The organism is Pseudomonas paraeruginosa PA7, assembly GCF_000017205.1.
GTDB classification, from domain to species: Bacteria; Pseudomonadota; Gammaproteobacteria; order Pseudomonadales; family Pseudomonadaceae; genus Pseudomonas; species Pseudomonas paraeruginosa.
On sequence record NC_009656.1, the window covers coordinates 997,977 to 1,009,294 of the forward strand.

An 11,318-nucleotide genomic window follows, 5' to 3' on the forward strand; every position below is an offset into this window, starting at 1 on the left:
ACGGCGGCTGGAACATCGGCTTGCGCCGGTCGAACCAGGGGGCGGCCTGGCCGGGGACGACCAGCGCATCGCCGCCGATGGGGCGGGGCGCCCGCTAGGCGTCGGCGAGTGCCTCCCGGAGCGCTTGTCCTGTGGCGCGCGCCGCCGGCGCCGGCTTGCCGAGGATCAGGTCGGCGGCCTTCTCGCCGATCATGATCGCCGGGGCGTTGGTGTTGCCGGTGATCAGCGTCGGCATGATCGACGCATCGGCCACCCGCAGGCCCTCCAGGCCGTGCACGCGCAACTGGTCGTCGACCACGGCGAGCTCGTCGTGGCCCATCTTGCAGGTGCCCACCGGATGGAACACGGTGCCGAGGCTGGCGCGGATCCAGGCCTCGATCTGGCCGCGGCTGGAGACCTGCGGGCCCGGCACCAGTTCGCCCTTGAGGTGGCGGGCGAAGCTGCGGCTGGCGGCCAGCCTGCGGATCAGCTGGAAGCCCTGGACCAGGGTGTCGAGGTCGGCCGGATGGCTGAGGAAGTTGGCCTCGACCAGCGGCCGGTCGTGCGGGTCCGGCGAGTTCAGGCGGATCCTCCCGCGACTCTGCGGATGCATCACCGCCACATGCAGGCTGACCCCATGGCCGAAGGGGACCAGCCGCCGCGGCTGGTTCTTCAGTGCCGGGGCGACGATCAGGCCGAGCTCCGGGGTCGGTGCCTGCGGGTCGAGGCGGAGGAAGCCGCCGGACTCGACGGTATTCGAGGTCAGCGCCCCGCGCCGGCCGAACAGGTACTGCCAGGGCGAGCGCAGCAGCGGCAGCCAGCCCCTCGGCGAGAGGCCGAGGCCATAGCCGAGGTCGGCCTCGGTGCGGTACATCAGCACGATGTCCTGGTGGTCCTGCAGGTTTTCGCCGACCCCCGGCAGCTCGTGGCGCTGGACGATGCCGTGGCGCGCCAGTTCCGCCGCCGGGCCGATGCCCGAGAGCAGCAGGAGCTGCGGCGAGTTGATCGAGCCGGCGCTGAGGATCACCTCGCGGCGCGCCTGCAATCGCACGACTTCGCCAGCCTGGCTGATCTCCACGCCGCTGGCGCGGGTGCCTTCCAGCAGCACGCGCAGGGTCAGCGCCGGACTGAGCACGGTGAGGTTGGGCCGCGCCAGGGCCGGGTGCAGGAAGGCACGCGCCGCGCTGCAACGCTCGCCGTTGACCTGGGTGACGTGGAACGGTCCGACGCCTTCCTGTCGTTCGCCGTTGAAGTCGGCGTTGTAGGGCCAGCCCATTTCCTCGGCGGCCTGGAAGAACACCTGGTTGATCGGGCTCGGGCTACGCTGTTCGGCGACGTTCAGCTCGCCGCCGCGGCCGTGCCAGGGGGATTCGCCCGGCTCGAAATGTTCCGAGCGGCGGAAATAGGGCAGCAGTTCGTCGTAGCTCCAGCCGCGGTTGCCCAACGCCGCCCAGCGGTCGTAGTCGTGGCGGTCGCCGCGGATGTAGATCATTCCGTTGATCGCGCTGGAACCGCCCCAGACCTTGCCGCGCGGGCAGGCGATCGGCTGCCCGGCGGTGCCGGGCTGGGCGGCGAAACGGTGCATCCAGTTCCATTTCGGATTGGCGATCAGGCGGATGATCCCGGCCGGCGTGCGGATGTAGGCGGCGGGCAGCGGCGTGCGGTCGCTCGGTCCGGCCTCGACCAGGCAGACGGAAACGGCGGGGTCGGCGGACAGCCGGTTGGCCAGGACGCAGCCGGCGGAACCGGCGCCGACCACGATGTAGTCGAACGCGCGGCGGGCAGTGGAAGTCATGTCGGCACCTTTCTGGGTGTGCTGCCGGGCCTCGCCCGGCGTTCTTTTCGTCCGCGCCCATGGGCGCGACGCTACTCCATTGGACGGGGAAGCGCGCCCGGCCGCTTGTCCCAGCCTGCCGGCGGGATTGACCGAGGCTGCCAGGCGGCGCGCTAAAGCCCCAGCAGCGAGCCCATGTCGACCATCAGTTGCAGGCCGACGACGAAACCGTCGCCGCTCAGTTCGCGGGCGCCGGGGTTGTAGTAGTTGTCCGGGTTGAAGATGTACTGCACCGAGGGTTCCAGGGCGATGTGCGGGGTCAGGGCGATGTGCGCATTGGTTTCCAGGGCGTACACGTCGCGCTGGCCCAGGCGCGGATCGCCGCCGGCGGCGACTCGCGCCTGGCGCTGGAATTCCAGCTGGTGGTCGTTCAGGCGCAGGTAGCTGGCCTTGAGGTTGAGCTTGTCCAGCGGCCGGTCGAAGGGCGCGTAGTAGGTCAGGCCCAGCTCGGCGAAGTGGCGGAACGGCTGCTTGGCGTCGGCCGACACCGAGAGCGAGCCGAACATCCCCAGCGCCCGTGGCGAGTCGAGGCGGCCGCCGTCGGCGCGCCAGAACAGCTGCTGGAACTTGAAGAACCCGCCGGCACTGCCGTGGTCGCGGGCGCCGGTGAGCGGGTCGACCTGGCTGGCGGTGTTCAGGTAGGCGTTGAGTTCGTAGTGCGAGCGGTAGGGATCGAGGCTTTCCTCGCGCTTGTCGCCGATCCCCAGCAGCAGGCTGGTGCCGCTGGCGTCGTCGGTGCTGAAGTCGAGGCCGTGGCGCTTCTTCAGGTAATCCACCGGGTTGGACTCGAAGGCCCCGGCGTGCAGGTACAGCGCCGGGGTCGCCTGGTATTTCAGGTAGCCGCCCCAGGCGCCGTAGGGTGGCGGCAGGATACCGGTGGAGGCGTCGATGACCGGGTCGTTGCAGGTGACCACGGTCTCGCAGTTGTAGACCAGGAAGTAGCGCCGCGCATTGGTCCGTCCGAGGTGGCTGGCGAGGCGTCCGTCCAGCCATTTCTGCTGCCAGGTGAGCAGGCTCAGCTGGTTGGCGCCGATGTCGTTGTGCAGCGGCGCGCCGCCGAAATAGCTGCCCACCGCGCCCTGCCAGCTCGGCCCGGTGGGCTGGCCGGTGCCACGGTCGAGGATGAACACGGTCTCCTCGACATGCAGCGAGGCGCCGTCGATGCCGGCAAGGGTCGCGAGGTCGAGATCGGCGCCGAGGAACAGGTCGCCGCTGTTGCCGAAGCTGTGCGGGCGCGGACCGGTGTCGAGGTTCTTCAGCGACAGGCTCCAGAACTGCGCGTGGGTCTTCACGCCATGCCGTTCGAGCTGTGCGCCGAGACCGGCCAGCGGACCGCCGCGGGGACTTTCGGCGGCCTGCGCGGACAGGCCGAGGAGACCGGCGCAGAACAGCGCCGGCAGGGTACGGAGGGTTTTCATGGCAAGGCACTCGTCTTGTTGTTGTTCTGTCGTGCGAATCGCTGTCCGCTCCAAGCGGACGGGTACATCCGGAGCGAAGGCGGCTCAGGCGCAGAGGTAGCCGCCGTCCACCGCCAGCACGGCGCCGGTGACGAAGCTGGCGCCGGGACCGCAGAGGAAGGCCGCGGCGCTGGCCACCTCGGCCGCTGCGCCCCAGCGCGCCAGCGGCGTGCGCTGCATGATCCGCCGGGTGGCTTCGGCGTCGGCCTTGAGCCCGGCGCCCAGCGGCGTGTCGATCCAGCCGGGGGCGATGGCGTTGACCCGGATGCGCTGGCCGGCGTACTCGCAGGCCAGCGATCTGGTCAGTTGGACGATCGCGCCCTTGCTGGCGCTGTAGGCCGGGCGGTCGGCGGAGCCGAAGGTGCTGTACATCGAGGCGATGTTGAGGATGCTGCCACCGCGCTGCGCAAGCAGCGGCCGGGCCAGCTGGCTGGCGAGCATGGCGGCGCTCAGGTTGAGGCGCAGCACCCGTTCGAAGGTAGCCAGGTCGTATTCCTCGCGGTCGCGGCTGATGCCGGCGTTGTTCACCAGCACATCCAGGCGCGGTAGCTCTTCGAACAGCCGTTGCAGGCGCTGGCTGTCGGTGATGTCCAGTTCTTCCCGGCGAATCCGCGGGTGGCGCGGGGCGTGCACGCCGTCGGCATCCAGGCCGAGGGCGACGACTTCGGCGCCGAGTTCGGCGAACTGCATGGCGATGGCCGCGCCGATGCCGGAGCTGCCGCCGGTGACCAGCACCTGCTGGCCGGCGTAGAGATCTTTCTGGAAAACCATGGGCGGATGCTCCTTCAGGCGTCGGCCAGGGCCGGGTTGGGATTGACCAGTACCTTGACCTGCGACTTGTCCCGCAGCAGCGCTTCGAAACCGTGCTCCACCGCCTGCTCCAGGGACACGCTGCGGGTCACCACGCGGGCCAGGTCGAGGCGACCCTCGGCGAGCAGCGCGATCAGCTCCGGATAGGCGTGGCGGTAACCGACGCTGCCGAGCAGGCGCAGTTCGCGGTTGACCAGGTCGAAGGCGTCCAGCCGGACCTCGCCCATCAGGCTCACCAGCACCAGCTCGCCACCCTTGCGCAGGCTGGCCAGGGCCGCGTCGAGGCTGGCCTGGCTGCCGGCTGCCTCGAACGCGCAATCGAGCGCGCCGCCCTCGCTCAGGCGCGTCGCCACCCCGTCGTCGCGGGCGTCGAGTACCCGGCTGGCGCCGAACCCGCTGGCCAGGGCCAGGCGTTCGGGACTGACGTCGACCGCCGCGATGTCCGTTATCCCGCGCAGGCGGGCGAGCATCACCAGCAGCAGACCGATCGGCCCGAGGCCGAACACCGCGCAGCGCTGTCCCGCCTCCAGGCTGCTCTGGCGCAGGGCATGCAGGGCCACGGCGGCCGGTTCGAGCACGGCGGCCTGGCGGAAGCTGACCGTGTCCGGCAGGCGATGCAGCATGTAGGCCGGCACCCGCGCGCGCTCGGCGAAGCCGCCGTCGCCCATCAGGCCGATGAAACCCATCGACTCGCAGAGGTTGTAGCGGCCTTCGCGGCAATAGCGGCATTCGCCGCAGCGGTATTCCGGCTCGACCGCGACCCGCTCGCCGAGCGCCAGTCCCTCGACTCCGGGACCGAGGCCGACGACCACGCCGCAGAATTCGTGGCCGAGGGTCAGCGGCGCGCGGCAGCCGGACAGGGGATGGGGAGCGGCGTGGGGGATCGAGTGCGGGCCGTCCTGGTATTCATGCAGGTCGCTGCCGCAGATGCCGCAGTAGGCGACTTCCAGTTCGACTTCGCCGGGCCGCGGCGCCTGGCGTTCCAGCTCGCTCAGGCGAAGGTCGCGGGCGGCGTGCCAGCGCAGTGCGTTCATGGTTGGTTTCCTTGCAGGATGGAAGCGTTCGGCGTGCCGCGGCGGGCCAGCGCGGCCGGCGCGGTTTCGCGCAGGAACAGCGAGAGGACGGCGGCGAGCAGGGCGCCGCCGCAGGACATCCACATGACCACGGAAAGGCCGAAGCGGTCGGCGGCGAAACCGGCGACGGTGGGCGCGACGAAGCCGCCGATCAGTTCGCCCAGGCCCATGATCAGGCCGAGGGCGGTGGCGATGGCGGTACGCGAGACGGTTTCCGCCGGGATGGTGGCCATGAACAGGGTGAAGCAGCCGAGCCCGGTGTAGGTCAGCAGCAACAGCAGGCCGAGGCTGGTCGCGGTCGGCGCGTAGAGCAGCGCCAGCGGGCAGCAGGCGGCGAGCAGCGAGAACGCCACCAGGGTCGGCCGGCGGCCGAGGCGGTCGGAGATCGCCGGCACGGCGAAACCCCAGATCACCCAGGCGACGCCCAGGCAACTCATCAGCCTGCCCATGGTCGCCGGGCTGAAGCCGCGGGCATTGACCAGAAAGGTCGGGGTAAAGGAAATCAGCACGATGAACCAGGTGACGAATACGCAGCTGATCAGGGTGCAGAGCAGGATGTTGCGGCTCTTCAGCAGTGCCAGGCGGCTGCCTTTCGCGGCGTGCGCGTGAATTGCCGGGACCCGTTCGCGGGGTGGATCGGGGCGCACGTGGCGCCAGATCAGCCAGGCGATCAGCAGCCCCGGCAACAGCGAGACGATGAAGGCGTGGCGCCAGCCGAAGGCTTCGGCCAGGGCCACCAGCAGCGGCGGGCCGAGCACCGCGCCGAGCAGGCCGGCGGCCGAGCCCTGCAGCAGGCCCATGTTGAGGCCGCGGCGATGCGCCGAGGAGGCCTCGACCATCAGCGATTGCGAGAGCGGCAGGATCGGCCCCTCGGCCAGCCCCATGATGCCGCGGAACAGCAGCAGGCCGAGGAAGCCGCCGACCAGCCCGGACAACGCCGAGCACAGCGAGAACAGGATCACCGCGACGATCAGCAGCGGCTTGCGCTGGCCGCGGCGGTCGGACCAGGCGCCGACCAGCGCGCCGGATACCGCCCAGGCCAGGGCCAGCACCGAGGAAAGCATGCCCAGGTGGCTGTTGCTCAGTTGCAGCTCCTGTTCCATGAAGGGAAACAGGAAGGACAGCGCCAGGCGGTCGAAGAAGACGAAGCCGAAGGTCAGGAACAGCACGCAGAGCAGGACGTTTTCGTAACTGGCGGAATTGTTGTTATGCGCCATGTCGGTCTCCAGGCCGGGCGGGCCGGCCGGCGGGGAGGCGCGCGTCCGCATGGGCGGCGCGCGCCCGGGGTCAGCGGAACAGGGAGTCGATGTAGGCGGCGCCGACGCCGATCTTGTCGTAGTGGGCGCGGCACATCGCGATGTAGTCGTGGACGTCGAAGATGCCGTCCGCGTTGCCCTTCTCGTCGAGCCAGACCAGCGGGCCCTTGACGATGAAGAACGCGCGCATCGGCTGCTCGTGCTCGTAGGCCACCAGGGTATGGCCCTCGCCGGGCGTCTCGTAGACGAAGTCGCCGGCGGTGGCGGTCCAGTCGTGCTCCAGGTAGCCCCACTTGCCGCTGATGGTGTAGGCGAACACCTCGTGCGGGTGGTAGTGGCGGTTGACCAGGCCGGCGCTCGTCGCCATCAGGATGTCGCACCAGCGGTTCTCGCTTGGCGAGATCCACAGCGGGCGCGACTTCACGGTCTCGGTGAAGGGCACGTAGAGGCGCTCGTCCTCGGTCGGCGCGTTGCGCAGGTAGACCTCGGGCTTGGCGTCCGGCTTGAAGCAGTCGGGAATCGGTTGCAGGTCTTTCCAGAATTCACGGGTGGCGAGTTCGGGCATGGGGCGGCCTCTGTCATTGTTGTCGTCGGGCCGACTCTAGCCAGGCATGGGCGTGCGGGTTTGACCCTGGCGGCCGGGATGCTTGCGCTTTTCGGACATCGCCTGGCGCGCCCGTCGCCGCTGCGCCAACCTGGCCAGCCCGCCGTCGGCGAGGGCCGGCGGGCGATTGACGGGGGCGAGGATTCAGATGTTAATGAAGGAGCGCCGCCACTGTCCGACCGCCCGAGGTTGGCCGGGCACCGCGGCGCCTGGCCCCGGATGCCTTGCCTGAGCCCCGGGTGGTCCACGCAGCGTTCGACGAGAAGAATAAAAATGCCCGCACATGCCTTGCTCGAAACCCGGCGGGCCAGCACCCAGGACATCCCCCTGGAGCAGCGGCTGGCGTTCTGGGAGGACTACAACGCTTCCATCCTGGTCGGCCTGAAATGTTCCTCGTACTCCCAGGCCGGCTTCGCCGCTACCCAGGACAACCTCTGCCTCGAACGCCTGCGGATGGCCCGCATCGGCGGCACCGAGCACGTGGTGGAACGCGACCGCTCGATGATCCGCGCGGTGCCCAAGGAGTCGATCTTCGTTTCCCTGGTGCTCGGCAGCCAGTCGTTCTTCTACCAGGACAATGGCTGCAACCTGCTGCAGCCGGGCGAGCTGATGATCTACCGGACCGACAAGCCCTACCTGTTCGGTTTCTCCGGACCGATGCGGCAGTTCATCTTCGACATGCCCCAGGACGACTTCGCCGAGCGCTGCCTGCGCGATTTCAAGGGACCGCTGAAGATCGGCGCGGAAAGCCCGGTGCAGCGCCTGCTGGTGCGTACCCTGGGGACGCGCGCCCAGGGCTTCTTCGACCGTCCCGACGGCGCTGGCGCGGCCCGTTTCCAGGAGGAGGCCTACGACCTGCTGGCGAGCATCATCAGCGACCATGCCGGCGAGCACCGCGCCAGCGCGTTGAGCGCCTCCTACCTGCTGGCGGCCAAGCAGTACATCCAGCAGCACCTCGACGATCCGGCCCTGAGCTGCGAGCGGGTGGCCGCCGCCACCGGTGTCTCCAGCCGGCACCTGGCGCGGCTGTTCGCCCAGGAAGGCAGCTCGCCCGGCCGCTACCTGCAGGAGCGGCGGCTGGAGCGCGCCCGCCAGTTGCTCGCTTCGCCCCAGGGCCGGCGCCTGGATGTCGCCGAGGTCGCCTATCGCCACGGCTTCTCCAGCCAGGCGCATTTCGCCCGGGCCTTCAAGGCGCGCTACGGAGTGACGCCGAGCGAGGCGCGTGGCCGCTAGATCCGATTGCCGTATCCTTCCTCCTACTGCCAAGGACAGTTCCGTGACCGACAAGAAAGAGCAGATAGCCCGTTTCATCCAGCACGAATTTCCCCAGACCCGGGTCGTGGTCGAAGCCGTCGGCGAGCGTAGCGCCACGGTCTGGCAGGCGGTCGACGCCAGCGACCTGCGCCCCGGCGGCACGGTTTCCGGGCCGACCCTGATGGCCATCGCCGATGTCGCGCTGTACGTGGCGGTGCTCGGCGAGATCGGCATCGTTCCGCTGGCGGTGACCACCAGCCTGACCATCAACTTCCTGCGTCGCCCGGCGGCGGACCGGCGGATCGTCGCCGACTGCCGGCTGATGAAGGTCGGCAAGACCCTGGCGATGGGCGAGGTGGCGTTGTTCTCCGAGGGCGACGCGGAGCCGGTGGCGCATGTGGTCGGCACCTACTCGATCCCGCCGGCGCATCGGCGCTGAGCGGGAGGCGGCGTGGCGGCGCGGCCTGCGTGTTCAGGCCGCGCGGCGGTCCCGTTGCAGGCGGTGGAAGCCACGGCTGAAGTAGACCAGCCCGTCGCCCTGCTCGAGCACCTGGATATCCTCCAGTTCCAGCAGCAGTACCGAGTGGGTGCCGATTTCCTGGACCTCGGCGATGCGTCCCTGCAGGTTGGCCAGGGCGCCGTGCAGCAGCGGCAGGCCATGGATGCCGTCGCGCCAGTCGTGCAGGGCGAAGCGCCGCTCCATCGCCACCCCGGTCATGCCGGCGAAATGGCGCGCCACTTCCTCGTGCTCGCCGCTGAGGACGTTCACGCAGAGCCGGCCATTGGCCTTGAACACGGGGTTCATCTCGCTGTTGCGGTTGATGCAGACCATCAGCGTCGGCGGGCTGTCGGTGACCGAGCAGACCGCGGTGGCGGTGATCCCGCAGCGTCCGGCGGGGCCGTTGCTGGTGATCACGTTGACTGCCGCCGAGAGATGCGCCATGGCGTTGCGGAAGGCTTGCTGCCTGGGTTCGAGCTGGGTCATGGGAAAAACCTCCGGACGCGACGCGGGCGTCATTGGCGGATGCGATCGAGCACGTTGATGTCGTCCGGGTTGTGCAGGTGCGGCACGGTCCAGCCGTTCTCGTCGTAGTCACCCATGCACTGCTCGACCATGCCGAGCATGCCCTTCATCGCGCCGCTGCCGAGCGCCTGGCGCAGGGCCTGCATGCGGATCTCGTCCTGGCTGCCGGCGTAGTTGATCTCGTACAGCTCGTGGCGGCCGCCGAACTCGCTGCCGATGGCGTCCCAGAGCAGCTTGAGGATCTTGATCCGCTCGCGGTGCCCCATTCCGCCGGAGCCGCGGCAATAGGTGGAGAGGTACTTGTCGAGCTGCGGGTTGTGCAGGTCGCGGACGCCGGAAGGCAGGTAGATCAGGCCGCTGGCGACCACCTGCTCGATGGTCTTCTTGATTTCCGGATAGGCCTGCGGCGCGAGCACCCGGTAGGCCTGCAAGGCCTCGGCGCTGGGCAGGAAGGCGCCGCCGTGCCACTCGCTGGCATTGCCGTGCATGGCGTCGGTCAGCGACCAGAACAGGTTGCGCCAGGCCACCACCTCGCCGACCTGCGCCTGCACCCCGCGGAACTCCAGGGAACCGGTGCACTGCAGGGCCTTGTAGAGGGCGCCGGTGATGAAGTCGAGCTTGACCGCCAGACGGGTGCAGCCCTGCATCGGGAACAGCCGGCCGAAGCCGCCCTGGGGGAACCACTGCTTGCAGCGCTCGAAGTCGCGGTAGATCAGTACGTTCTCCCAGGGGATGAACACCTTGTCCATCACCAGGATCGCGTCGTTCTCGTCGAAACGGCTGGACAGCGGGTAGTCGAACGGCGATCCGGCGATACCCGCCACCAGTTCGTAGGAGGGGCGGCAGATCAGCTTCATGCCGGGGGTGTTCATCGGTGCGATGAACATCAGGGCGAAGTCGGTGTTGTCGCCGAGCAGCTGCGCCGAGCCCTGGCCGACGAAGTTGTAGTGGGTCAGCGCGGAGTTGGTGGCGACCACCTTGGCGCCGCTGACGATGATGCCTCCGTCGACCTCCTCGTCCACCGAGATGAACACGTCCTTGACCTGGTCCACCGGCTTGTCGCGGTCGATCGGCGGGTTGACGATGGCGTGGTTGAGATACAGGCAGGCTTCCTGGATGCGTTTGTACCAGGTCCTCGCGTTGTCCTCGAACTTGCCGTAGAAGCCCGGGTTGGCGCCCAGCGCGCTGCCGAAGGCGGCCTTGTAGTCGGGGGTGCGGCCCATCCAGCCGTAGGTCAGGCGCGACCACTCGGCGATGGCGTCGCGCTGCTGGCGCAGTTCGTCGGCGCTGCGCGCGTAGCGGAAGAACTTGTGGGTATAGCCGCCGTTGCCGGTGTCGGTCTCCCAGCAGAGCCTGTCCTTGCTCTGCGGATCGTGCAGGGCGTCGTAGAGCCGGGCCATGGAGGCGGCCGCGTTGCGGAAGGCGGGGTGGCTGGTGACGTCCTTGACGCGGTCGCCGTAGATGTAGATCTCACGGTCGTCGCGCAGGCTGGCGAGGTATTCCTCGCCGGTGAACGGACGGGTGGCAGAGGCACGGAAATCTTCGGGTTTCATCATCGACTCCAGTCATTGTTGTTATCTGCGCGAGAGCGCCTGGAGACGATGATGGGACGCGGGGAGAGCGAGCTGAATGGCTTTTCCGGGGAATGAATTGCACTTTTCATGGTGGCCATGACGCCGGTCGCCAGGGGGCGGCCGGGTGGCCAGGCGCTCAACTGTCGGCGGCTTGCCAGCTGATTTCCAGGCTTTCGCTGCTGGCCATGCGCTGCAGGTGGTCGGCGACCACGTTCTGCATGTGCGCGAGGCTGTCCTCGTCGGGGCTGTTGAGAACCAGCAGTACATGGTCGGGATGGGCCAGCAGCTCGCAGTTGGAGTCGCCGAAGTCGATGAAGCCGCGCTCGGCGCTCAGCTCGACCTCGAACTTGTGCCCCCAGTGCTTGCACAGGCGGTTGATGTAGCGGGCGGCCGATTCGGTACGGACATGGGACATGGAGCGGAACATGAAGCGAATCCTCTCGGTTGGGATTT

At 68.9% G+C, this 11,318-nt stretch carries 11 protein-coding genes; 2 read left to right on the forward strand and 9 right to left on the reverse strand.

Going from position 1 to position 11,318, the window contains the following annotated elements; translation table 11 throughout:
* Positions 1-94: 94 nt before the first annotated feature.
* From PSPA7_RS04750 to PSPA7_RS04775, 6 genes are all read right to left on the reverse strand, one after another.
* Positions 95-1,774 (reverse strand): GMC family oxidoreductase, encoded by a 1,680-nt coding sequence (locus tag PSPA7_RS04750; RefSeq protein ID WP_012074339.1) that lies wholly within the window; start codon positions 1,772-1,774, stop codon positions 95-97.
* Between the two features lie 152 nt (positions 1,775-1,926).
* Positions 1,927-3,231 carry a carbohydrate porin gene (locus tag PSPA7_RS04755; protein ID WP_003157626.1) on the reverse strand — a complete coding sequence of 435 codons (1,305 nt, stop codon included), beginning with the start codon at positions 3,229-3,231 and terminating at the stop codon, positions 1,927-1,929.
* Between the two features lie 84 nt (positions 3,232-3,315).
* On the reverse strand, positions 3,316-4,041 hold the full coding sequence (locus tag PSPA7_RS04760) for an SDR family NAD(P)-dependent oxidoreductase (RefSeq protein ID WP_012074342.1): 726 nt from the start codon (positions 4,039-4,041) through the stop codon (positions 3,316-3,318).
* A gap of 14 nt (positions 4,042-4,055) precedes the next feature.
* The gene (locus PSPA7_RS04765) at positions 4,056-5,114 is read right to left on the reverse strand and encodes a 2,3-butanediol dehydrogenase (protein ID WP_012074343.1); all 1,059 of its coding nucleotides are present in this window, start codon (positions 5,112-5,114) and stop codon (positions 4,056-4,058) included.
* Positions 5,111-6,370 carry an MFS transporter gene (locus PSPA7_RS04770; RefSeq protein ID WP_012074344.1) on the reverse strand — a complete coding sequence of 420 codons (1,260 nt, stop codon included), beginning with the start codon at positions 6,368-6,370 and terminating at the stop codon, positions 5,111-5,113. The genes PSPA7_RS04765 and PSPA7_RS04770 overlap by 4 nt, the downstream gene beginning before the upstream one ends.
* Before the next feature lie 70 nt (positions 6,371-6,440).
* Positions 6,441-6,974 (reverse strand): 2,4'-dihydroxyacetophenone dioxygenase family protein, encoded by a 534-nt coding sequence (locus PSPA7_RS04775; RefSeq protein ID WP_003093399.1) that lies wholly within the window; start codon positions 6,972-6,974, stop codon positions 6,441-6,443.
* 312 nt (positions 6,975-7,286) lie between these two features.
* On the opposite strand from PSPA7_RS04775, the gene PSPA7_RS04780 reads away from it, so the two are divergent.
* A complete protein-coding gene (locus PSPA7_RS04780; RefSeq protein ID WP_012074346.1) occupies positions 7,287-8,246 on the forward strand; it encodes an AraC family transcriptional regulator in 960 nt (319 codons plus the stop codon).
* A 43-nt stretch (positions 8,247-8,289) separates the two neighbouring features.
* The gene (locus tag PSPA7_RS04785; RefSeq protein ID WP_003157014.1) at positions 8,290-8,706 is read left to right on the forward strand and encodes a PaaI family thioesterase; all 417 of its coding nucleotides are present in this window, start codon (positions 8,290-8,292) and stop codon (positions 8,704-8,706) included.
* 33 nt (positions 8,707-8,739) lie between these two features.
* Here the strand turns inward: PSPA7_RS04785 and hpaC are convergent, their stop codons facing one another.
* From hpaC to PSPA7_RS04800, 3 genes are all read right to left on the reverse strand, one after another.
* Positions 8,740-9,252 carry a 4-hydroxyphenylacetate 3-monooxygenase, reductase component gene (gene hpaC, locus PSPA7_RS04790; protein WP_003157013.1) on the reverse strand — a complete coding sequence of 171 codons (513 nt, stop codon included), beginning with the start codon at positions 9,250-9,252 and terminating at the stop codon, positions 8,740-8,742.
* A gap of 29 nt (positions 9,253-9,281) precedes the next feature.
* Positions 9,282-10,844, reverse strand: coding sequence for a 4-hydroxyphenylacetate 3-monooxygenase, oxygenase component (gene hpaB, locus PSPA7_RS04795; protein ID WP_003157012.1), 1,563 nt, complete (start codon positions 10,842-10,844; stop codon positions 9,282-9,284).
* Positions 10,845-11,001: 157 nt separating this feature from the next.
* Positions 11,002-11,292 carry a DUF2218 domain-containing protein gene (locus PSPA7_RS04800; protein ID WP_012074349.1) on the reverse strand — a complete coding sequence of 97 codons (291 nt, stop codon included), beginning with the start codon at positions 11,290-11,292 and terminating at the stop codon, positions 11,002-11,004.
* Positions 11,293-11,318 lie beyond the last annotated feature (26 nt).